A 24,057-nucleotide genomic window follows, 5' to 3' on the forward strand; every position below is an offset into this window, starting at 1 on the left:
AATTATGTTAAATCAAGATCCAAAAATGCAAAGGTACACACCAAAGTTAGTTGCCAATATGTATTACGAGCTGGACACCACAACATTACCTAATAAAACAGCGGTTATTAACGCCGCTAATGGTCGAGCAGACGATGATATGCGGGCTGTTCCAATTGCCTTTGTTGATGATGGCCAACCACACGATTTGACTAACACAACTATTGAGTTGCGAGTTCGTGATGCAAGCGGCGTCGTTAAAGTGTCTGATAAGATTCTAAACTTAATGGAGCCGACATCAGGATTAGTTATTTTTGGCATTCCAAAGGCGTTCTATGAGGCACCTGGTGAAATCCAACAAGGTTATTTTGTTCTTAAAGACAAAACGTTGACCGGGGATGATCAACAAATTTCAACTATTAATGTTGTGTTTACTGCCATGCAAAGCATTGACATCACTAACCAGCAATCAACGGTTTATATTTCAGCTTTAAACCGGGTGATTGGCTCAGCCAACAATGTTATTACGGCTGATGGCGATAATCATTTTACTGGAAGTAATGTGATTGACCGGGTGACTATCAAGAACTTAGTCAACAGTGAAGTTGAATCTCTGAAGGCTGAAATGCCAACTGTTAGTGATGTAGCTTCAAACGCTGTGGTGAGTGCGTCAACTAATGCAACGAGTATTTCTAGCTTGAGTGCTGCTGTTAGTGATGCTCAAAACGCGGCAACTAATGCTGGAAACAGTGCATTTAGTAATGCTAATAGTATTTCTGCTATGTCTACTAGTCTTGATACTGTTTCAACTAGTCTTAGTGCTATTAAGAACAACTTAACATCACTATCTGAAACGGTTGATGCTATTCCAACACTAGGTAGTACCAAGGATTATTCCAGTGATATTTCAAGTGTTGCTGATGATGTCACTGATGCTCAAAATGCTGTCAGTTCACTATCAAAAGAAGTTTACAAAGTAAGTAATACTTACAGTTTAGCAAGCTATCAAATAGCGGTTAACTCGGTGATGACATCATCTATTTCTCAAGCTGTTCATGATTTCATCATACAATATGACACGAATTCATCTGTCTATGGTGAGTCTGGGCTTAAATTTATGGGGTCATTCTTGCAGTCAGCACAAACTGAATACACGAAAAACATTGGAAATATACATTAAAGGAGGCTTTTAATTCATGCATTTATTAATTTTAGCCGCCTCTGAATGGACAGCGTTTGGTATGACAGTTACTGATTGGGTAGCATTATTGACGTTTTTAGGTACAATTATTGGACTTTTGATTGGAGCTATAAAAATGATCGACGCTTTACGCAATGCTATCGACGACCTAAACAAGACTGTTAAAGATATGAATGAAGCCAATGCTAGGCGTGACGCTGATTATCAAAAATTATCAGAGCACTTAGCAAAGCATGACAAGGCTTTTATTAAAGATGAAGAACGCATTGCCGAATTATTTCGACTGTTAAAGAACGGAGGCAAATCTCATGGATAAGACTAAATCAGTTTTGAAGAATAAGTTTTTGAATGTTGATGGAACAATTAACAAGACTACTTTAGTTAGTTTTATTACTTTATTGATCGTTCTGGTTAATGAAGTGTTATCAGCATTTAACATCACACCAACTCATGAAGACCAAGTTGTAGGAATCATTAACACCATTCTAACTATCCTCGGTTTACTTGGCTTTGTTGAGGGTGGTGCTAATGATCAATCTAAAGTAGTTGCATCAATTGATACCAAACCAGAACTTCACCACTCAGTCCAAAACGTCTCAACTGCTGAAATCAAAGCATTAACGTCCCTAGCATCACAAGCTCAGCACATCAAAGACGAACAAATTGCGTCTGTTAGTGCATCCGTTTTAGCGGAAAATAATAAATCATTGTCATCAAAACGAGACAAACAATAAGGAGGACTTCCATTGTTTAGACATAAAAATATTTTACGTACTATTGCCGTTGCTTTAGCAGCGGTTTTTTTATTGGGTACAAGTACTCAAACAGCCAACGCTGCCAAGGGTGACCGCGGAACTGACCAAAGTGTCTACCAAGGTGCTTATGGGAAAGCCGGTTACGGGGATGAAACGTTTGAATTCAGCCAAGTTGGAGGCTATTACAACGGCTCATTCGTCCCACACTGGACGTATAGCACCCAAGTTTCTAACGCTAGAGCTCGTGGATTACATGCTCACACGTACATTTACGCTCAGTTTAGTGGACGTTGGCAAGCCGACCAGATGCTCAACTACTACTTGCCACGTGTTACGACACCAAAGGGATCAATTGTTGCGTTAGACGTTGAATCAGGCAGCCCAGATACTGACTCTGTCATGTATGCACTTGGACGCATTAAAGATGCTGGTTATACGCCTGTTTTATATGGTTACAAGAACTTCTTGCTTAATCATTTGAACCTGCAATATATCAGTCAAAACTATCCACTTTGGCTTGCTGAGTATCCAGATTACAGTGTTCGTCGCTATCCAAATTACGGCTTCTTCCCAAGCTTTAACAACGTGGCGATCTTCCAGTTTACTTCAACGTATATTTGGGGAGGCCTTGATGGTGATGTTGATTTGACCGGGATTACCGACAACGGGTACACGAAGAACACCAACCCAGCAGTCAAACAGCCAGCGCACACCCAGAATACTGCGCCAGTAAAGCCTGCTCAATCAAACGGAACTTATACGGTTCGCGATGGAGATTCCTGGTGGGCCATTGCAAATGCTCATGGAATGAACATGTACGCGCTCGCATCAATCAATGGAAAGAGCATCAACTCGGTTATTTATCCAGGTCAAGTGTTAAAGCTCACCACTTCAACACGGCAAGCAAACCCTGTTAAATCAGGCAGTTCATGGCGTGATGCGTTGGGTGATACTTGGCATTCGGAACAGGGAATGTTCACCGCGTCGACGTGGATTAATCTCCGGTGGGGTGCTCGTACAACATCAAACCGGATCACAACACTAGTACCGGGTAGTCAAATTAAGTATGACGCTTGGAGCAATCACGGTGGATACGTTTGGATTCGCCAGCCACGTTCACACGGCGGTTACGCTTACTTGGCTGTTCGTAATGCTAACACACATCAACCATTTGGCAGTTTTAAATAAAGGAGATACTTAATAATGCGATACTTAACAAATGAAAATGACACAAATGTTTTTAAAGCTTCTGATTCGTCTGAAATCATCCGGTTATCGGCACGCAATGATAATGAACCTGTAACGTGGGATAATGACAATGTGGCAAAGATCCACATTGATAAAGACAAGGCACACGTTAAAGATATTGACGCAACGTTAATCACAGGCAGCAACAATGTTACCTTCTCGACATCAGAATTAGCAGACCTTCCAGCTGGTGACTATCAACTTGAACTCTGGACTAAGTTAAGTGATGGTGTGAATGCAATTTGGCCTTCACAAGGTATGCTTGAGTTCACCATTGACCGTAACGCTGATAGTCTTGAAGGCGGTGCTATCACTGTTATCACATTGGATGATTTTAAGAAGCAATTAAACAATGCAATCGATGAAGCCGAAAAGAAAGCTGTTCCGGGTAAGAGTGCTTATGAAGAGTGGCTTGACGCTGGAAACAAAGGCTCAAAAGAAGATTTCTTGAAGTCATTAAAAGGTGAAAAAGGTGACGGTGGCGATACTGGCCAACCGGGTCCATCTGGAAAGAGTGCTTATCAAGTAGCCGTTGATAATGGCTTTAAGGGAACTGAAAAAGAATGGTTAGACTATCTGCGTAAAGGTCCTGTTGGTCCAGACGGAAAGAGCAGTTATCAGATTTGGCTTGACGCTGGAAACAAAGGGTCTGAAGAGGACTTTTTGAAGTCATTAGTTGGCCCTCAAGGTGATCAAGGATTGACTGGCAAGAGCGCTTACGACATTTGGAAAGATGCAGGTAATGTTGGTGATGAAAAAGCCTTTTTGAAATCACTAGTTGGTCCAAAAGGTGATTCCGGAAAGTCTGCTTATCAGTTAGCAGTTGAAGGCGGATTTGCTGGAACAGAAAAGGAATGGATCAATTCACTAAAAGGTCAAGACGCCTACCAATTAGCAGTTGATTCTGGTTATCAAGGAGACTTAAAGTCATGGCTTGCATCACTCAAAGGTGAAAAGGGTGACCAAGGATTACCTGGCAAGGATGCTGTAGCTCCTAAGCTTAAAATGGGTGGTGTTAAGAGCGTTGCATCTGACCAACCAGCTCAAGCAGATTTGGTTGACAACCACGACAACACTTACACGTTAACTTTAAGCATCCCCGCTGGTGCTAAAGGTGAAACTGGTGGTGTTAACCAAGTCATCAAGCCACAATTAACAATCGGTACAATCACTAGTGTTGGCAGTGATGAAAAACCATCAGCTTCACTAACTAAGACCGGTGAGACAAGCTATGCAATCAACCTGTCAATTCCTTCTGGAAAAGCTGGAGCAGATGGCGTTGGAAAGCCGGGTGCTGATGGAAAGAGTGCCTACGATTTAGCTGTTGAAAATGGCTTTAAAGGTGACCTTCAAAGTTGGTTAAACAGTCTCAAAGGACCAGCTGGAAAGGATGCAGTTGGTGCACCCGGCAAAGATGGTGAGAGTGCTTATCAAATTTGGCTTGACCAAGGCAATACTGGAGACAAGCAAGCATTCTTAAACAGCTTAAAAGGTACTCAAGGTGCACCAGGTAAAGACGCTATTGGTACACCAGGTCGTGACGGAAAACGGGGTACTGCAATCTTCCTGAGTTCCGACACTGTATCTACTCGAATGTCACCAATGACTGTTAGTCTGACGGCATTATCATCTGCTGATTCAACGTTGAAACCAGAAGTTGGTGACTATGTGATCGCCGATGATAACTTCGCCAATGGTCAAATGCTTTTGCAGATCAATAACGTTACTGACAGCACAGCAGAATTGAGTTCAAACTTTGTTAAAATCGAGGGGAAGCAAGGCCTCACAGGTACTCAAGGTAAAGGCATTTGGTTCTACACTAAAGGAAGCGTAAGTAACTTGTCACACGCTCAAGTTTCGGACTTAGCGGGGTACGAAAGTTACGGAACTCAACCACTATATGATGATGTTGTTATTGGCACTGATGGCTCTGTTTCAACTATTAGCATGTTCACTGCATATGCTTCGGATGGAACCACTCCAACACAGTTCTCAACAAACGCCGCAACGGCTAACATTGGTGGTCAATCAGAGGCTTCAACTAACGCCAACTTTGATTACGACAAGTTACCTAAATTAACGATTGTAGACCAGGACCAACTTGGCAAATATCTTAGCCTTGACTCGTCAAAGAGCTATACTTTAGATGTCGATAATTTCACTCTTAATGATGGAACTAACGATATTAAAAAGTTCTTGAAGCCAGGCATCTACCTACTACGTGATATTGCAAATCATGGATACAATTTGACGATTAAGAGTAGCTCTAACATGGCTTCAACCTATGCAACTCCGGTTCAGTTAATTGTCACACCTTATACTGTGATTGCAACTGCTGCCGAAGGTTCAACAGCGGTATGGTTTATTCGTACTGATTGGTCACACGATTCAATGCCTTACTACGGAATGAATAACGGTTGGACTAAGCTTGCTGAAGGTCCAAAGTCGGTACAATAATTGAATAATTAACACGAAGAGCACAACCTGTTGAAGGACTGTGCTCTTTTTCTTTTTGTGTATTATCATCAAAAAGAGACAATTATTGTTTAAACAGTTTGATAGAACTGATGATATTTTGACATAGCTGTTCACTTGTTTCAGTATCCATTTTATCTAATAGGTTATTCAATCGCTGTTGATTAGGTTTCAAACTGCTATTTAAATCAGAATTTTTCTTATTAGTTAGATCATCGAGTGTCACACTAAGAGCTTCTGCAATTCTCATTAGAATTGTTACGCTAATATTTGTAGGTATTGATCTCTCCACCTTTGACAAATAACCAACAGATAGCCCAGCTTGCTCAGCAAGCTTTTCTTGACTCAATCCCGCCTTCCTACGATATTTTGAAATGTTATTACCTATGTTGTTAGTTTCATTCATACTTTACGATCCTTTTTTATATTTAATCGTAAAGTTTCAGGTTGACTCAATTTAAGAGACTAAAGAACTTATTTAAATGGTCATATATAGCTAGTACAATAGTTAAAACTGATATGAATCAATAGTTGAAGTATGTGATAAAATATTTATGAAAAATGTTTTAGGGAGGAATCTATTTTATGACAAAGAAGAATACTAAGAAGACATTAGCCATGGCTGCCGCTGCAGCCGCCGTTACCGGTGGAACAATGGCAGTAACAGGCAATGTTCATGCTGATACCGTTAATACCCAAGCTGATACCCAAACTCAGACTCAAAATCCACAAGCTAGTGACTTAAAGACTCAGCAAGACGCCAGCCGGCAAGCTTATGCTAACGCTAATAAGGCAAATACAGACGCACAAAGCAATCTTGCTCAAGTTAGTGCTAAGAACACTCAAGCCCAAGGCAACGTTGATTCTGCTCAAGCTGACGTTAACACAGCTAATCAAAAGGTTCAATCAGCTACTGCTGCCGAACAAGACACTCAAACTGAAGTTGCTCAAGCCCAAGCTGAAGCAAGTAAGGCACAAAATGACTATGACAACACGGTAAAGCAACAAGCCCAAACCGATCAAGCTGTACATCAAGCACAAAGTGACCTCAAGGCTGCCAACAACGCCGTTAGCGACGCCCAAAAGGCTGCCGATCAAGCTAACGCCAAGCAATCTCAGGCTCAAGCCAATGCTGACACTGCCGCCCAAAACGTTAAGGACACTACTAATCAAGTGCAAAAAATCCAAGGCGAAGTTAACGACGCCCAAACCAGTGTCAACAACGCACAAAACGACGTCAAAAACGCTGAAAACCATGATCAAGTAGTTGCACAAGACACTAACGATGTGAAGACGAAGACCAATGCCAAAAACACGGCCGACGCAAAAGTCAATGACGCCCAAAAGGTTAGCGACGAAAAGAGCGAAGCGCAAAATAACGCACAAACTGCCGTTAATAATGCACAAAAAACAGTTGATCAATTAAGCAAGGATGTCCACGTTGTTAACACCATTAATGCCAGTGACGCCTACCTTAACCAAATCAACAAGGAACGCGGCGGCATGGGCTTTATCGATCAAAACTTAAAGCCAAAGAACATGTCTGATAATGATTACCAGCAACTAGTTAGTGAAAGTAAGAAGCTCAATCAAAGTAACCAATACCAAGACGATCCAGCTGCCGAAGCTATTCCAATTCACATGAACAGCAATGGTACATTATCTGATGAAGACGCTAAGTTTGCCACTCAATATGCCGCTCAATTGCTCAACCCATTACGTCAAAAGGCTGGTTCTCCAGTTTATAAGATCACTAATGGTTCACTCAAGATTGCACAAGATGTTGCCGATCGATACAGCAGTGACCACTGGAACCAATGGGAAAAGGGCCATGACAATGCCGGAATCGAAGCTGTCGGCAATCAATGGGGTGTCGGTGTTAACGAATCATGGAGTGGTGACAACTCATTCGCTCACCAAAAGTTCGTTGCTGACAACCCAGACGACATTTTAGCTACCAGCGGTACCTGGGTAAGTGAATACAACGGTCTTACTCGCAATGATTTACAACGTGGTATTTACAACGCTATCAAAGCCATGCTCTTCGACGACATGGGCGAAAGCTTCGGTCACGCTACCGATATTTTAGGCATTCGTGAAACCAATGCCGATAAGCCAGTCGAATTCGGGGTATCTTACGAATACGACACATCTGACCACGTAACAAACTTCGCTGGTCAAAAGAACAAGAACGCTGGTGGATTCCACTTCAACTCTGAATTCAACAGTAACAACACCAATCCAAACGGAAAGTTCTTCCAAGCTGAATGGCAAAAAGACGTTGCTATTCCAAAGACTGACGATCATGCAGCCCAACTTGCCAACGCCAAACAGGAATTGCAAGACGCTCAAGCTAAGCTTGAAACAGCTAAACAAGAAGCCAGCCAAGCAAGTGCTGACCTAGCTAGTGCCAAGGCTGACGCACAACACGCTGCTGACGAACTGAAGGCTGCTCAAGACAAGTTAGCTCACGATCAAGGTTCTAGCATGTCACTTGCTGACGCCCAGGAGGCACTCAAGAATGCCAAGGCAGTACTGGCTCAAAAGCAAGCTAACTTAGCAGATGCCAAGAAGGCCGCTCAAAAGGCTCAGACGATGAAGAGTCAATCTGACAGTGCGCTTGCTAGTGCTAAGCAAGAAGCTCAAGCAGCACAAAAGACCCTTGCTGACGCACAAGCCAAAGCTAAGTCGGCTCAAGAACGGGTTGACGCATTAACAAGCGGTGATCAAACTGTTGCTGATGCCAAGGACAAGCTCAACGCTGCCAGCCAAAAGTTACAGGTTGCCAAGTCCAATCACGAAACAGCTCAAGAAAACTTAACCAAGGCCCAAAACGAGTTAAAGCAAGCTCAAACAAAGCTCGAAAATGCCAAGGACGAAGCTACCAAGACAGCTAACGCCTTAACAGACGCTCAAGCAAAGGCTGACAAGACCAAGAACGCGCTCGCCAAGGCCAAGGCAGGCCTCATCACTGACAACAAAGTTTACGGTGACTCAGTTGCTATCAAGGACCAAACCATTCACGCCAGCGAAACCGGCAAGCTCGTTGATCCACAAATTGCCAACCCAATGGCTAAGGATCCTACCCAAAGTCTTGTTATGGGTGCCTTCTTACAAATGGCCGCTTCCAAGCTTGACACAATTCCTACTGGAACGACGGCTTCATGGAACGACCTCAACACGCTCAATCATGACGCCAACACCGTTGGTGACCACAGCGAAGACGTTCTGGTAACGTTCCCTGATGGTTCAACGACCACCGTTAAGATGAACTTACACGTCTTGGCAGCAGTCAAGCCATCTCAGCCTGACACACCAGTTGTTAACCCAGGTCATGAAACAAAGCCAGGTGACGGTCAAAAGCCAACCACCCCTAGTGATCCTACGGACCAACCAGGCCACAACGTCAAGCCGGGTGACAACAACAAGCCATCAACTGAACCTTCAACGACGCCAACTCACGAAGAACAGCAACCTGGTACGCACACTAACACGCCAACTGCAAAGCCTAGCGAACAACAGCCATCCACTCAACCAAGTGGTGACCAAGGCCAAACTAAGACCGATCACAAGGCAACAGTTGCACCTAGTCAAGGCAATAAGGTCGATGATGTTCAAAGCAATGCTACCGCAGAACCAATTGCCAATGAACTCGGCAACAGTGACGAATACCTTAACGTTGAACCAACTGCCGAGGTTACAGTTAAATCAACAGCTAAAGCCACTGTTGCAAAGCGTTCTGATCTTAACAATGGTCAGTTGCCACAAACGGGTAACAAGAACGAAACTGCCTTAATTGGATTAGGTTTAGGCACTATGCTTGCGATGTTTGGACTTGCCGATTTACGCCGTAAAAACTAACTCATATAAACGATTTTAATGTTAAGACGACCTAATTTAGGCCGTCTTTTTTCGTGTCAGAGTGGATTTGTTGAATCATGAAAAGATACCCGCCAGACGGTCATTTAGTACCAAGACAGTTATTTTGTATTTATTGCACTTTTGCTCAAATTCAGCCTAATAGTAGGGTAAACAGCCGTCTATTGGTTATCTAGTTGTATTGTCTATACATCGTCAAACCGTGATGAACTCGTTAGACAATCAGCCCGATTAGGCGGTGATCCTTATGCTCTTCCCGCATACCGTGTAGACGAATTTGCGGGTATAGTTGCGGGGAATTAAATTATCAATAACAAGGTAAAAACAAACCCGGCAATGCCGGGCCTTTTTGTTATGCGATTGCTACACGGCGATCACAAGATGGTTCATAGTAGTAACGGCAACGTTTTTCCTTGTCATTGTACAAGGCAACCTGCTTAATGTATGGAGCACCATTCACCAACCATTGCTGCTCGGCAAGCTGTTCTAGTTCATCAAAACTAGCAAACTTTGCCGTGTGCTCGTGATCAAACTTTTTATCATACTTGTAAGGCTTTGACTTAGCAAGTTCTTTTAAGTCAACAATGGCTACTCGTTGTTGAATTTTATCCGTAGCCTTGATGGAATTGTACTTATTGAGGTAGTAACGCTGATTGTTAATCACAATGTAGTCATCTTCTTTATCAAACGTTAGAATTACAAACCGCTCTTTGTCGTTTAACACATCAATAGGACATGTTTGTTTTGGTTCAATGTAATAGTTGTTGCCGTGAGCGCCTTGCTTGGTTCTTGTGTAGTAACGTTGAATACCTTTTAAGCTTTTTTCTTCCTTATTATTAGTCATAATATGATCTCCTTTTTCTAATTTTTAATTTCTTGTTTCGTAATTTCTTTGAGTGCTTCACTGAAGCACCAATCCAGCAGATAGCATCTGATCAATGAATCACACCATTCAGGACCTTTTTGAATGGGATTAACATGCAAGTCAAATTCACTCATTGCTTCTTCTAGTAAGTCCCAATTGCCTACCAGATTTTCTTCAGCCTTTCGAGTGCTGAATGTGTAGCTTCCCGATCCATTTCCGGTTATATCATCTTGGTCAAACATTAGATCTTTAACGTCTTCAATTGTGTCTTCATCCCCTTGAATTAGTAGACCAAACGTTCCTGCGTCTAAACGTGCTTCAATGAACTGTTTGATGTCTTCTTTCTCGTGGGTTGGATAACTGTATGTTTTCATATTAATTGCTCCTTCAATTTGTTCTGTTTTCTTCTTTCAACATAAAATCATTAAGCCGGGTTTTGCCCGGCGTCTAGTTGTCATCAAAAAGAGATAATTAAATTAAAACAGTTTTGTGGACAGTTACACTGTTTAATTCATCTGAGAGCCTGTTATATTGTCAGTCAAGTGTTATAATGTAATGAAGACCAAACCAGTTTGTTATTGTCGTAAGATGACACGAAATGACAGGTGAGGCGAAAATGTGACAAATGTATAAAAATAAGCCCGTCAAAGGTTGATTTGGCGGGTTCTTTTCGTTGTGGAAGTTTTGTCACGGCCGCAATTGGCTTAGAAGAAAACCGGAACGTTTGTGCTATCCCTGGACGGATCGATGCGCCACTTTCTTTGGGCTGTAATCAGTTAATTGCAGAAGGTGCGAAACCAATTACTGAAGTAAAGGATCTTCTCGAGGAGTTTCTTTTAACTAATTGATCCTTGCAATTTGGCTCCTTTTTAATTAAAATCAACATTCGATTAGGATATGGTTTGACAGATACTATATAAATGCATTAATAATAGTAGTATCAGTAAAGATAATTAAAAGTATAAAAGTAAGGAGCCAATGCAATGGCAACTAGTACTACAAAGAAAAAAACGACGAGTAAACGAAAAACACCCCGTCGCGCAAAGCCAAAAAAGAAATTAGTGATCGTTGAATCACCATCGAAAGCAAAAACAATCGGGAAATTCCTGGGTCGATCTTACAAGGTTGTTGCAAGTTTAGGTCACGTGCGAGATTTGCCAAAGAGTCGAATGGGAGTTGATATTGAAAATGACTATCAACCGGATTATATTTCGATTCGAGGAAAAGGGGATGTAATTAAGAAACTGCGTAAAGATGCTAAAAATGCTAAAGCAGTCTACCTTGCATCTGACCCTGATCGTGAAGGTGAAGCGATTGCCTGGCACGTTTCTAATATTTTAAAATTAGATGATTCTGAAAAAAACCGGGTAACCTTTAACGAAATTACCAAGGATGCGGTTAAAGAGGCTTTTAATGAACCACGAACCATCAATATGGATTTAGTTGACGCTCAACAAGCACGACGAGTATTAGATCGGTTAGTAGGGTACTCAATCAGCCCGATCTTATGGAAAAAAGTAAAAAAAGGTTTGAGTGCAGGACGGGTGCAGTCCGTTGCCCTTAACCTTATTATTCAACGGGAGAATGAAATTAAGAATTTCAAGCCTGAAGAATATTGGACAATTGATGCCGAATTTAAGCATAATAAGGACAAATTTAAGGCATCATTCTATGGCGAGAACGGGAAAAAGGTTAGCCTGAAAAATAATGATGATGTTCAACGAGTTTTAGGTAAATTGGATAAGAATAAGGATTTTCAAATTACCCAGGTAACTAAGCGGGAACGGAAACGTCAACCGCAACCACCATTTACAACGTCGACCATGCAACAAGATGCAAACCGTCGCTTGAATTTCCGCACGCGAAAGACAATGATGACTGCTCAAATGTTGTATGAAGGAATTGACATTAAACAGGGAGCAGCGGTTGGTCTAATTACCTATATGCGGACTGATTCAACCCGGATTGCCTCTGTTGCTAAGCATGAAGCTTCTAAGTTTATCCATGAAGAGTATGGTGGTGAATATGCTGCCGTAAAACCGATTAAAGGGAAATTGCCAGAAGGGGCTCAGGATGCCCATGAAGCGATTCGGCCAACTTCGGTTTATCGGACACCAGCAAAAATGAAGCCGTATTTAACTAATGACCAATACAAGCTCTATAACTTAATCTGGTCACGGTTTGTCGCCAGTCAGATGACGCCCGAAATTATTGATACGATGAATGTTAACCTTCAACAAAATGACGTCGACTTTCGGGCATCAGGTTCTAAGGTTAAGTTTCCTGGCTTTACAAAAGTTTATAAGCGAGGGAAGGAACAAGATAATTTGCTTCCTGAATTAAATGAGGGTGATAGTGCTCTAATGGTAAGCGATAATCCTGCGCAACACTTTACCCAACCGCCTGCACGGTATACCGAAGCGGCCTTGATTAAGACCCTTGAAGAAAATGGTGTTGGTCGTCCTTCAACCTATGCACCAACACTAGATACTATTCAACGGCGTTATTATGTTCGCCTGGTTTCACGTCATTTTGAACCAACAGAACTTGGTGAGATTGTTAACACTATCATTGAAAAACAGTTCCCAGATATCGTGAATGCTAAATTTACTGCTGATGTTGAAGGTAAGCTTGATCAAATTGAAGAAGGAAAGCAGAATTGGGTAAGGGTTGTTGATAGTTTCTACCAACCATTCTCAAAGGAAGTTAGCACCGCTGAAAGCGAAGTTGCTAAAATTGAAATGAAAGATGAACTTGCCGGAATAGATTGTGATATTTGTGGGGCCCCAATGGTAATTAAAATGGGACGTTATGGTAAGTTCTATGCTTGCTCTCGTTTCCCAAATTGTCGAAATACCAAGGCAATTGTTAAGGATACTGGGATAACTTGCCCAAAGTGTGGTCAAGGAACTGTTGTTGAACGAAAGTCAAAGAAGAACCGAACCTTCTATGGATGTTCTCGTTATCCAGATTGCGACTTCGTTTCTTGGGATAAGCCAATTGGTCGTAATTGCCCTAAAGATGGTCACTTCTTAGTTGAGAAAAAGATCAAGGGTGGTACCCAAGTTGTATGTCCTAACGGTGATTATGAAGAAGCACCACAGAAATAGTAAAACGGTTTCATTTAATTTTACTAAATTTTACTAGTTTACTAATTTAAAAGAGCTCTCTAATTTGCTATGATGCGGTTAGAGAGCTTTTTACTAAGGAGAAATGGTACTATGATTAAGCTAGAAAACGATAAATTAACTGTTGAAATTGCTGAGTTAGGAGCCCAATTACATAGTATTCGGCGGAATGACAATCAGGTTGAATATTTATGGCAAGGTGACCCTGCTTCATGGAAGCGTCAAGCACCAGTCCTCTTTCCGTTTGTTGGTCGTCTAAAGGATGATCAATATGAATATGCGGGTGAAACATATCATCAGACTCAGCATGGTTTTGCTCGTGATCGTGAATTTAAGGTAATTGATCAAACTAGTTCACGAGTTGTTCTCGAACAAACAGAGGATGAAGAGACATTAAAAGTCTTTCCGTTTGTCTTTCAATTGCGGATAACATATGAATTAGCTGGAGATCAGTTAAATGTTTATTACGCGGTTACTAACCCTGATAGTAAACATTCACTAATTTATGCAATCGGTGCTCACCCTGGTTTTAACATGCCGTTGAACAACGATGGTGCCTTTGAACAGGTCCAATTAAGTGTTTCTCCTGCTGAAGAGTATTCGCGGGTCGTACTAGATGGTCCTTACAATGATTCACAAAATCCAATTATGATTAACATGCAAAAGCCATTAACAATTAACCATGAATTATTTAAGAATGATGCCATAATTTTTGAAACTGAAGGTGCAAAGTTTACTGCTACTTTGACCGATCCGGTTAATAACCATGGTGTTCATGTTCATACCTTAGGAACCCAACATGTTGGAGTATGGTCGCCATATCCTGCTAAAGCTAACCTGGTTTGTGTTGAACCATGGTGGGGGATTGCGGATAATGTTAATGCAGATGGTAAATTACTCCATAAACAGGGGATGCACCGCTTGGCACCGCAGGATAATGATACATATAAGTATAGTATCCAACCATTTTAAATCAAAAAGTAATTGGTAATAATTTTCTTGCAGATCTTAAAAGACTCTGGCACAGTACACAAAAAGGCTCTAGTATTTGGAAAATCCGAACGCTAGAGCCTTTTTCAAAACCCCTATTTTTGGTGTTTTTTCTTTAAATAATAAACGAGACCGAAACTCACTAATGATTCTTTACCAGTAAGAATTCGTATAATATTACTCTTGTGTCGCCAGAGAACTAATACGGTTAAAATTCCTGCAACGCAGCTAAGAATCAGATCATGCTCACAAAGAGCGATGATAAAGATTGAAGTAATTCCAACGATACTGGCACAACTAGCCATACTAGTTAACAATAATGTCCCAATGAAAATTGCGCAGGCAAGTGCAAATAATGGCGGATTATATGCTAATAGGATCCCAGCACTAGTTGCAACTGCTTTTCCTCCATGGAAGTGATCAAAAATCGAAAAAGTATGCCCTAATGAGGCAAAGATACCAATAAGCAGTGGGTTAACAGAGTGAGAAACTCCCAATAAGTATGGTTGACTTGCTGCTAAAGTTCCTTTCAGAACATCCATTAGGAGAACAACAACTCCTGCTTTAGGCCCCAATTCACGAAAAGTGTTAGTGGTTCCAATATTCCCACTACCAAGTTTGCGAATATCTTTATGGTAAAAAGTTTGACCAATCCAAAGTCCTGATGGAATAGAACCAAGAAGGTAGGCAACAATTACCATTCCAATTATTTTAATTGTCATTCAATTTACTCCTTAAAAATAGCTACCCATTTAAGATAGCACGAAATGCTGCTGGAAGCTACTAAGTCAACTACTTTTTAAAATGCGGTTTGCAAAATAATGATCAAATGAAGTATTATCGTTATTGTTAACGATTGTAATTGAACTATTACAATCTTGTTTGAACTAGGGTATAATATACTAGCCGAACAAATGTTCAAAATGAAAAGGGAGGTCATTTTGTGGCCACAAAGAAAGTAAAGTATGATGCATCCTCGATTCAGGTCTTAAAAGGGCTTGAAGCCGTTCGAAAACGACCGGGGATGTATATTGGATCTACGGATTCTCGAGGATTACACCACCTCGTATACGAAATTGTTGATAATGCGGTTGATGAAGCATTATCTGGATATGGTGATGAAATTAATGTCACTATTGAAGCTGATAATTCTATTACTGTCCAAGATCATGGTCGGGGAATGCCAGTAGGGATGCACGCTTCAGGTAAACCAACCCCTGAAGTGATTATGACTGTTCTCCATGCCGGTGGAAAATTTGGACAATCAGATGGTTATAAAACTTCTGGAGGGTTACATGGTGTTGGGGCATCAGTAGTTAACGCTTTGTCTACCAATTTAACTTTAACGATTGTGCGAGATCATGAGCGTTATCAAGAAAAGTTTAAAGATGGTGGACAACCAATTGGAACCTTGAAAAAATTAGGCCATACTAGCGCCGGAAATGGGACAATGGTTTCTTTTAAGCCTGATCCAGCGATTTTTACAACTACTGTCTATGATTACAATACTTTAGCTAATCGTTTAAGGGAATCTGCTTTTCTTTTAAAGGGAATTAAGATTGTTTTAACAGATAAACGCAAAAATCAGGAAAAACAAGATATCTTTCAATATAAGGATGGTATTCAGGAATTTGTTACCTACCTTAATGAGGGAAAAGATACCCTGGGAAAAGTTTTGTACTTTGATGGCAGTCAAGATGGTGTTGAGGTTGAAGTAGCTGCCCAGTATAATGATGGCTATTCTGAATCACTACTGTCGTTTGTCAATAATGTTCGGACTCCTGATGGTGGGACCCATGAAGCAGGATTTAGAAGTGCTTGGACGAAGACATTTAACGAATATGCCCATAAAGTTGGTTTATTAAAGGAAAAAGATAAAAACCTTGAGGGTAGTGATGTTCGTGAAGGACTAACCGCTGTTGTTTCCGTTCGAATTCCTGAACGAATTTTACAATTTGAAGGTCAGACAAAGGATAAGTTAGGAACCCCTGAAGCACGAAAAATTGTTGACTCCATCGTTAGTGAACAACTTGGCTATGCATTAATGGAAAATGGCGACTTTGCTCAAATGTTGATTCGTAAATCAATCAAAGCCCGTGAAGCCCGTGAAGCAGCGCGAAAGGCCAGAAACCAAGCTCGTGGTGGTAAACGAAAGAGTCGAAAAGAACGAAACCTTTCCGGAAAGTTAACCCCTGCTCAATCAAAGAATGCAAAGAAAAACGAGCTCTTCTTAGTCGAAGGTGACTCCGCTGGTGGTTCTGCAAAGCAAGGACGTGACCGGAAGTACCAAGCAATTTTGCCGTTACGGGGGAAAGTCTTAAATACTGAAAAAGCAAAGCTTGATGATGTATTAAAGAATGAAGAGTTGAACACCATTATCTATACGGTTGGTGCCGGTGCTGGTTCTGAATTTAACGTTGAAGATTCTAACTACGATAAGATTATTATTATGACGGATGCCGATGATGATGGGGCCCATATTCAAATCTTGTTGTTAACCTTCTTCTATAAATATATGCGACCAATGATTGAGGCAGGAAAAATTTATATTGCCTTACCTCCGTTATATCGTTTGCAAACTGGGCGGGGAGCAAAAACAAAGATTACTTACGCCTGGACTAATGATGAATTAACTAAGCTGACTAAAAAGGCAGGAAAAGGTGCTCAATTACAGCGATTTAAGGGTCTTGGTGAAATGAATGCTGACCAACTATGGGAAACCACAATGAATCCTGAATCACGGACATTGATTCAGGTTCGAATTGAAGATGCTGAATTAGCTGAACGACGCGTTACAACCTTAATGGGAAATAAGGTTGAACCGCGACGGGAATGGATTGAAAACAACGTTCAATTCACAATGAGTGATGATAAGGAATCCGATGAGTTAGTTGAAAACAAAGGGCATTTACTAAACCATAAAAAACAACCTACTAAAGCTGCCAAGAATTTTAGCCAAGAAGAACTTTTTTAGGTAACGAGAAAGGAACATTGTAGTGAGAAACGGTAAGATTGAAAAGATGACCCTAGAACAATTGATGGGGGATCGTTTTGGACGTTACTCTAAGTCAATTATTCAAGAACGGGCGCTACCTGACATTCGGGATGGGCTAAAGCCTGTTCAACGGCGAATCTTATTTGCAATGAATAAGGATGGAAACACCTATGATAAAGGATTCCGAAAGTCAGCTAAGTCAGTCGGAAATGTAATGGGGAATTTCCACCCCCACGGTGATAGTTCGATTTATGAAGCATTAGTTCGTTTAAGTCAGGATTGGAAGTTACGTGAACCTTTAATTGAAATGCACGGGAATAATGGTTCGATGGATGGCGATCCGGCAGCTGCAATGCGGTACACGGAAGCACGGTTGAGCAGGATTTCTGGCTTGATGCTTCAAGATATCGATAAGGATACGGTTGAAATGACCTTGAACTTTGATGATACCGAAAAAGAGCCAACCGTTTTACCAGCGCGGATCCCTAACTTATTAGTGAATGGTGCAACAGGTATCTCTGCGGGGTACGCAACTGAAATTCCAACACATAACCTTAGTGAGGTCCTAGATGCACTAATCTACTTAATTAATAATCCGGAGGCCAGTTTAGAAAAGCTAATGGAATTTATTCCCGGTCCTGATTTCCCAACCGGTGGAATTATTCAGGGGATAGACGGAATCCGTAAAGCTTATCAAACTGGTCGGGGACGAGTAGTTGTTCGGGCAAAAACAGAAATTGAAACACTTCGGGGTGGCCGCCAACAAATTAACGTAACTGAGATTCCATATGAGGTTAATAAGGCTCAGTTAGTTAAGAGAATTAACGACTTACGCTTAGCAAAGAAAGTTGAAGGAATCGCTGAAGCACGTGATGAAACTGACCGGAGTGGATTACGAATTGCAATTGAGTTGAAGCGTGGAGCCAATGCCCAAGGAATTCTTAATTACTTACTTAAGAATACTGATTTACAAATCAACTATAACTTCAACATGGTGGCTATCGATGACCAACGACCAATGAGGGTTGGCTTGAAGCGGATCTTGACTTCATACCTAGCTTTCCAAAAACAAGTTGTTCGTCGGCGAACCCAATTTAATTTGGACAAAGCTCAGCACCGACTTCATATTGTTGAAGGACTGATTAAGGCCTTATCCATTTTGGATCAGGTAATTAAAACTATTCGGGAAAGTAAAAATCGTAAGGATGCAAAACAGAACTTGATTTCTGAATATGACTTTTCCGAAGAACAGGCAGAAGCAATCGTTACCTTACAACTTTACCGGTTAACTAATACCGATGTTTCTGAATTAAAGGCTGAGCAAAAGAAACTTAACCAGCGAATTGATGAATTTCAATTGATTCTAACTAATGATCAAGAACTGGCAAATGTTCTTCGCAAAGAGATGCTGGCAATTAAGAAAGAATTTGGTAACCCACGGCGTACCAAGATTGAAAGCCATGTAGAAAAGCTAAAAGTTGATACAAAGGTCACTGTAGCAAAGGAAAACGTCATTCTTTTGGTTTCCCATGCGGGTTATATCAAACGTTCTAGTGTCCGTTCTTTCAAGGCATCTCCAGTAGATGAGAACGGTCTTCGTGAGGATGATTATCCAATCCTAATTCAAGAAACAAATACTTTATCGCATTTATTTATGTTTACTAACTTAGGAAATGTGATTTATCGGCCCGTTCATGAAATTACTGATGTACGTTGGAAGGATACTGGTGAACATATTTCCCAAACAATTGGCTTAGCCGAAAATGAGCATATTATTAAAGCAATGGTCTTTGATAAGCTTGACCAGCCTGGAACGATTATTATGGGAACTAGCGATGGTCAAATTAAGCAAACGGCATTTTCTGATTACAAGCCTGGAAGTCGTTACAAGAGCCGAACAACTACGGGAATTAAGTTAAAGAGTGCTGACACTCGGCTAGTAAGTGTAAGTTACTATGAACCAACAGATAAGAATCGTTCTCTTCTTGTAATCAGTCATGAGGGATATGCGGTTCGTTTTGATGTAGCCGATGTCCCTGTTACTGGTTTAAGAACTGGTGGTGTCCGCGCAATTAACTTGAAGGATGACGACTACGCTACAGACTATAGTCTCGTTTCTGAAGGTCAGAATTTAGCGATGGTTACCCAACGCGGTGCCTTTAAGGAAATGGCAAGTTCAGAAATTGAAATAGGGGCTCGTGCTCGTCGTGGAGAGTTAGTACTTCACCGTATTAAGACTCATCCGCATAAGATTATTGATTTTCTTGCCTATAATCCAGATAATCATGATGTCCTTGAAATTATTACTGACCGACCAGCATTCCAGGATGTTGCTGTTGATGATCACCATCTCGGTACCGCTAAATCAAACGGAACATTCGTGATTGATACTGATACCCAAGGGATACCTGTAAAATTACGGATTAAACAAGTTAATGTCCTAAATGAGGAACCGGTAAAGCAGGAAAGCTAGCTTATCAACTTTTTACTGAGATATTTAATAATTATCCCACCAAGTTGGAACTTCCATGATAGAATAGAAAACGTAGATTGTTTCATGCCCTATTACGTTATTAGGGCAATCTTGAAGCAAACAGGAGGAATTTTTAATGAGTAACAAAGAATTAGTTTTTGGTCATCAGAATCCAGATACTGATGCAATTACAGCTGCAATGGCTTTTTCATACTTCCAAAACCAGTTAGGTTACGAAACTGAAGCTGTTGCTCTTGGTGAACCCAATGATGAAACAAAGTATGCTTTGGATCACTTTGGTATGAAGGCACCTCGTGTTGTTAAAACTGTATCAAATGAAGTTGATAAGGTAATGCTTGTTGACCACAACGAGCCACAACAAAGTGTTAGTGATCTTGATAAGGTTACTGTTACTCACTTGGTTGATCACCACCGGATCGCCAACTTTAATACTGCTCAACCACTTTGGATCACTGCTCGTCCATATGGTTGTGTAAGTACAATCATCACTGAATTGTTCCAAGAAAAGCACATTAATATTCCAGCAGACCTTGCCGGAATGATGCTTTCAGCAATTATTTCAGATACTTTACTTTTGAAGTCACCAACCACAACGGATCATGATCGCGAAGCTGTTAAGTACTTGGCAAAGGTTGCTGGTGTTGAAGATTACGAAAAGTATGGTATTGACATGTTAAAGGCCGGTACTAACATCGCTAAGAAGACCGATAATGAAATTGTTGATGGTGATGCTAAGACGTTTGAACTGGGTGGCACTAAGCTACGGATTGGTCAAGTAAACACTGTTGACTTAGATGATGTCTTCTCCCGTCAAGCTGATCTTGAAAAGGAAATGCATAACTTGATGGACCAAAATGGTTATGAAACCTTCGTATTAATGGTTACCAACATTTTGAACAGTGATACTGATCTTTTTGTAGTTGGTGATCACACTGATACTGTTGAAAAGGCCTTTGGTAAGAAGTTTGAAAACAAGCGGATGAACCTTCCAGGTGTTGTTTCTCGGAAGAAGCAAGTTGTTCCTCCATTGACAGATGCTTTTGAAGGCTAATTTTAATTAAATTTGATATTAAAGTTCCTGTTGATCTGAATAGATTATCAGGAACTTTTTTTAGTATTAGGGTACCTTTGAGCAGATTAATTGAACCTTCCTTAGGAAAGAAATTAAACTAACATTATAGTTTGAGAGAAAGATGGTGTTAGTAATGAAATTAACGGTTACGGAAGAGGCAAAAAAGCGAATAGCACGGTACCTTTCACCGGATAAAAAAATCATCTTAGACTTTGATGATGGTGTTGGTCCATTTTCTGCAGTTGGTGATTGTGGTTTAGAAGCCGGTTATAAGCTAGTATTTGTTAATTGTGACCAAAAGTTTCCTGATTTTGATAGCAAGATACCTTCAAATATTGGAACGATTTATTATAAGGGTTATACAAAGCCACAATTGGACGAAGAGATGGAATTACGATTTAATCAACACTATTTTACGATGCCGTTAGTTAGTCCTCACGGAACCTTAACAGAGAATGTTGAAGTATTAGATTTTACTGGTGTTCAAGAAACTAATGATTTTCAATTAACCCATGATTGCTGATTAACGATCATAATTTTAAATCCTTAAATTCTGTATTTAATAAAGTTAAAAGCCTCTATAATAAATATAAATTTAATTAAAGGGGCTAGCTAAATGAGTATTCAATTTAAAAAAGCGGTGCATGAAGACTTACCGCAAATTGTGGAAATATATAATCAAATTATCCCTTCCCGCCTTGCGACCGCAGACTTAGATCCAGTGACCGTCGAACAACGCGAAGAATGGTTTGCATCTTTTACTCCGACTCATCCCTTATGGAAAATTGTAAACAGTGAAGGACAAATGATCGGTTGGGTTGGCCTGGAACCCTTTTATGGACGACCAGCCTATGAGCATACAAGTGAAATTGCAATTTATATTGATCAGAATGTCCGGCATCAAGGAATTGGACGACAAGCAATAGAATTCCTAATTAGTCAGTTACACCAATTAGGAATTTCGGCGATTGTTGCTTATATTTTTGGTCATAATATTCCTAGCTTAAAGCTCTTTAAGGAATTCGAATTTGAAGAGTGGGGAAAATTACCACAGGTGGCCGAATTAGACGGCATTCAACGCGATTTAGTTATTCTGGGCAAAAGATTTGATCTTTCAACCCAAAAATGAGAATATAATTAAAAAATGTGAAAGCTAGAATATATTATTTTGTCTGTTTTCCCAATTTTTAGGGGGGCACTGAGGGGGCAAAGTTTCGTCATTTTCTAGTATTTTGTCGGTAGTTTCTCGGATTTCACTAATAATTTTAAAACTCTAGATCCCTTGCTAGAGTAAGAAAGAGGTTGATATAGATGAGTTTAGACACAGCAATCTTTGCTGGTGGATGTTTTTGGTGCATGGTGGAGCCATTTGATACTTATCCAGGAATTAAATCGGTCATTTCTGGTTATACCGGAGGACATGTTCCTAACCCGACCTATGAACAAGTTTGTTCAGGAAAGACTGGTCATACGGAAGCAGTAAAGATCACCTTTGATCCAGATGTTATTTCATATGATGACTTAGTAACAATTTATTGGTACCAAACTGATCCCACAGATGCAATGGGACAGTTTCAGGACCGGGGGGATAATTACCGTCCAGTAATTTTTGTTAATAGTCCCCAGCAACGTGAAATTGCCGAAAAATCAAAGGCAGCTCTTCAAGCTAGTGGTCAATTTGGTGATGATAAAATTGTTACCCAAATTGAAGATGCTAAGCCGTTTTATCCTGCTGAAGATTACCATCAAGACTTCTATAAAAAAGATCCTCAACGCTATGCCCTTGAAGAAGCAGGTGGTCGGGAGCAATTTAAGCGGGAACATTGGAATAACGAAAATTAAGATCATAAAAGCTCTCACGACAGGTTTGTTGCGAGAGCTTTTTTAACAAGATTATGATGCTTAACAGGATTGTAAACAATTATCAAATTTCATACGGTCATCCCCTAGTTAACAGTTAAATCAACGTTACCAAGATGATGGTCAAACTTAACCTGCCAATGACCTTTTTTAAGGTGGGGTGGTAAAACAAAGGTCCCAGAAGAAACTAATTGACCCTGCTTGAACTGTTTTCCTTGTTCTTCAAGTTTACCAACTAACCATTGGAGAGATTTAAGTGGGTTACCAAGGACCTCTTTAGAGTTACCTTCATCTAATTTAACATCATTGAAGAATAATTCTGCGTTGACGGTAGCAACATCGGTGACAGCGGAAAAAACATTTGTTGAAGGAACTTCATTTCCGTAAACAACTAAGCCACCAACAGCACAGTCAGCCATCACATTATATTTACCGAGACTTGGGAACCATTCCTTGAAACGAGAGTCTGGAACTTCAAGTGCACCGGCAACAGTTGTCTTTCTTAAAAGATCTTCCAGTGAGTCTTCACTAGTCAAATCCGCGGTTGCCCGAAAGGCAAGTTCAACTTCAACTAGCGGATCCATTAAGTTACCTAATTTAACGGTTGAAGGAGCCGGGAGAAATTTACGGTTAACCTGTTGACCATATAAAGGTGAATCTGCGGCAAACATATCCTGCGTTTGCCTGCTTGTAAGTGATACTTTATAGCCACCAACGGGAACTCCTTTGAGTTTCATGACTTCATCTTGGACGGCGTAGGCAGTTTCATCATCTTCTACAACACCTTTCCAATCAGCTTCAACCAAAGGGTTACCGGTTAAATCAGCGTTGTAAAGAGCTTTAGCAAATTCTTTTTGGTTAGTGTTTAAAGTTGTCATAATTGATTCCTCCAAAATTTCTTCGTTATGATTCTCATCACCATCAAAAATGCCAACACAGGTGAGAATCATTATTAATTGTAATTTCTCTTTGAATGTCACTAATGTCGCTAATATCACTATCTTTCATGATCCTCACCACACTTAAAGTAAATTTCAAAGTAAACAAAAAGCCCCCAAGCATAATTAATTATGCTTGAAGGGCGACGTTGCCGCGGTACCACCTTCATTTATGGAG

General features: G+C 40.6%; 19 protein-coding genes and 1 pseudogene. 15 read left to right on the top strand and 5 right to left on the bottom strand.

Going from position 1 to position 24,057, the window contains the following annotated elements; translation table 11 throughout:
• The first annotated feature begins 4 nt into the window (after window positions 1–4).
• Genes NFR46_RS05165 through NFR46_RS05185 form a run of 5 tightly spaced genes read left to right on the top strand, consistent with a single transcriptional unit; the run spans window position 5 to window position 5,640 of the window.
• On the top strand, window positions 5–1,159 hold the full coding sequence (locus NFR46_RS05165) for a BppU family phage baseplate upper protein (protein WP_251575291.1): 1,155 nt from the start codon (window positions 5–7) through the stop codon (window positions 1,157–1,159).
• Between the two features lie 16 nt (window positions 1,160–1,175).
• Window positions 1,176–1,496 (top strand): hypothetical protein, encoded by a 321-nt coding sequence (locus tag NFR46_RS05170; RefSeq protein ID WP_251575293.1) that lies wholly within the window; start codon window positions 1,176–1,178, stop codon window positions 1,494–1,496.
• Window positions 1,489–1,914, top strand: a complete 426-nt coding sequence (locus NFR46_RS05175; RefSeq protein WP_251575295.1) for an SPP1 phage holin family protein — start codon at window positions 1,489–1,491, stop codon at window positions 1,912–1,914. Before NFR46_RS05170 ends, NFR46_RS05175 begins: the two co-directional genes overlap by 8 nt.
• A 12-nt stretch (window positions 1,915–1,926) precedes the next feature.
• On the top strand, window positions 1,927–3,123 hold the full coding sequence (locus NFR46_RS05180; RefSeq protein ID WP_251575298.1) for a GH25 family lysozyme: 1,197 nt from the start codon (window positions 1,927–1,929) through the stop codon (window positions 3,121–3,123).
• Between the two features lie 15 nt (window positions 3,124–3,138).
• Window positions 3,139–5,640 carry a collagen-like domain-containing protein gene (locus NFR46_RS05185; RefSeq protein ID WP_251575300.1) on the top strand — a complete coding sequence of 834 codons (2,502 nt, stop codon included), beginning with the start codon at window positions 3,139–3,141 and terminating at the stop codon, window positions 5,638–5,640.
• 82 nt (window positions 5,641–5,722) lie between these two features.
• Here NFR46_RS05185 and NFR46_RS05190 read toward each other — a convergent pair whose 3' ends face one another.
• Complete coding sequence (locus NFR46_RS05190; protein ID WP_251575301.1) at window positions 5,723–6,064, bottom strand: helix-turn-helix domain-containing protein; 342 nt, start codon at window positions 6,062–6,064, stop codon at window positions 5,723–5,725.
• Window positions 6,065–6,243: 179 nt separating this feature from the next.
• Between NFR46_RS05190 and NFR46_RS05195 the strand changes: the two genes are divergently transcribed.
• Window positions 6,244–9,519, top strand: a complete 3,276-nt coding sequence (locus NFR46_RS05195) for an SEC10/PgrA surface exclusion domain-containing protein (protein WP_251575303.1) — start codon at window positions 6,244–6,246, stop codon at window positions 9,517–9,519.
• A gap of 370 nt (window positions 9,520–9,889) precedes the next feature.
• Here NFR46_RS05195 and NFR46_RS05200 read toward each other — a convergent pair whose 3' ends face one another.
• Both NFR46_RS05200 and NFR46_RS05205 read right to left on the bottom strand, forming a co-directional pair.
• Complete coding sequence (locus NFR46_RS05200) at window positions 9,890–10,381, bottom strand: hypothetical protein (protein ID WP_251575305.1); 492 nt, start codon at window positions 10,379–10,381, stop codon at window positions 9,890–9,892.
• 17 nt (window positions 10,382–10,398) lie between these two features.
• Window positions 10,399–10,776, bottom strand: a complete 378-nt coding sequence (locus NFR46_RS05205) for a hypothetical protein (RefSeq protein ID WP_251575306.1) — start codon at window positions 10,774–10,776, stop codon at window positions 10,399–10,401.
• 297 nt (window positions 10,777–11,073) lie between these two features.
• Between NFR46_RS05205 and NFR46_RS05210 the strand changes: the two are divergent.
• From NFR46_RS05210 to NFR46_RS05220, 3 genes and pseudogenes are all read left to right on the top strand, one after another.
• Window positions 11,074–11,250: pseudogene (locus NFR46_RS05210) on the top strand (DNA-processing protein DprA); the annotation flags it as partial.
• A 135-nt stretch (window positions 11,251–11,385) separates the two neighbouring features.
• Window positions 11,386–13,512: a type I DNA topoisomerase gene (gene topA, locus NFR46_RS05215; protein ID WP_251575307.1), complete on the top strand. Its 2,127-nt coding sequence runs from the start codon at window positions 11,386–11,388 to the stop codon at window positions 13,510–13,512.
• Between the two features lie 111 nt (window positions 13,513–13,623).
• On the top strand, window positions 13,624–14,502 hold the full coding sequence (locus NFR46_RS05220; protein WP_251575309.1) for an aldose 1-epimerase family protein: 879 nt from the start codon (window positions 13,624–13,626) through the stop codon (window positions 14,500–14,502).
• A gap of 113 nt (window positions 14,503–14,615) precedes the next feature.
• On the opposite strand, the gene plsY is transcribed toward NFR46_RS05220, so the two are convergent.
• A complete protein-coding gene (plsY, locus tag NFR46_RS05225) occupies window positions 14,616–15,242 on the bottom strand; it encodes a glycerol-3-phosphate 1-O-acyltransferase PlsY (protein WP_251575311.1) in 627 nt (208 codons plus the stop codon).
• 221 nt (window positions 15,243–15,463) lie between these two features.
• Here plsY and parE point away from each other — a divergent pair, with 221 nt between their 5' ends.
• The 6 genes from parE (at window position 15,464) to msrA (ending at window position 22,923) form a co-directional block, all read left to right on the top strand.
• Window positions 15,464–17,494, top strand: a complete 2,031-nt coding sequence (parE, locus tag NFR46_RS05230) for a DNA topoisomerase IV subunit B (RefSeq protein WP_251575312.1) — start codon at window positions 15,464–15,466, stop codon at window positions 17,492–17,494.
• A 22-nt stretch (window positions 17,495–17,516) separates the two neighbouring features.
• Window positions 17,517–19,988: a DNA topoisomerase IV subunit A gene (gene parC, locus NFR46_RS05235; protein ID WP_251575313.1), complete on the top strand. Its 2,472-nt coding sequence runs from the start codon at window positions 17,517–17,519 to the stop codon at window positions 19,986–19,988.
• Window positions 19,989–20,124: 136 nt separating this feature from the next.
• Window positions 20,125–21,060, top strand: coding sequence for a manganese-dependent inorganic pyrophosphatase (locus NFR46_RS05240; RefSeq protein ID WP_251575314.1), 936 nt, complete (start codon window positions 20,125–20,127; stop codon window positions 21,058–21,060).
• A gap of 154 nt (window positions 21,061–21,214) precedes the next feature.
• Window positions 21,215–21,604 (top strand): iron-sulfur cluster biosynthesis family protein, encoded by a 390-nt coding sequence (locus tag NFR46_RS05245; RefSeq protein ID WP_251575315.1) that lies wholly within the window; start codon window positions 21,215–21,217, stop codon window positions 21,602–21,604.
• A 93-nt stretch (window positions 21,605–21,697) separates the two neighbouring features.
• Window positions 21,698–22,210: a GNAT family N-acetyltransferase gene (locus NFR46_RS05250; protein WP_251575316.1), complete on the top strand. Its 513-nt coding sequence runs from the start codon at window positions 21,698–21,700 to the stop codon at window positions 22,208–22,210.
• Between the two features lie 182 nt (window positions 22,211–22,392).
• Window positions 22,393–22,923, top strand: coding sequence for a peptide-methionine (S)-S-oxide reductase MsrA (gene msrA / locus NFR46_RS05255; protein WP_251575318.1), 531 nt, complete (start codon window positions 22,393–22,395; stop codon window positions 22,921–22,923).
• Window positions 22,924–23,027: 104 nt separating this feature from the next.
• On the opposite strand, the gene NFR46_RS05260 is transcribed toward msrA, so the two are convergent.
• A complete protein-coding gene (locus tag NFR46_RS05260; RefSeq protein ID WP_251575319.1) occupies window positions 23,028–23,819 on the bottom strand; it encodes a 2-keto-4-pentenoate hydratase in 792 nt (263 codons plus the stop codon).
• Between the last annotated feature and the right edge of the window lie 238 nt (window positions 23,820–24,057).

Source organism: Limosilactobacillus agrestimuris (genome assembly GCF_943193105.1).
GTDB classification, from domain to species: domain Bacteria; phylum Bacillota; class Bacilli; order Lactobacillales; family Lactobacillaceae; genus Limosilactobacillus; species Limosilactobacillus agrestimuris.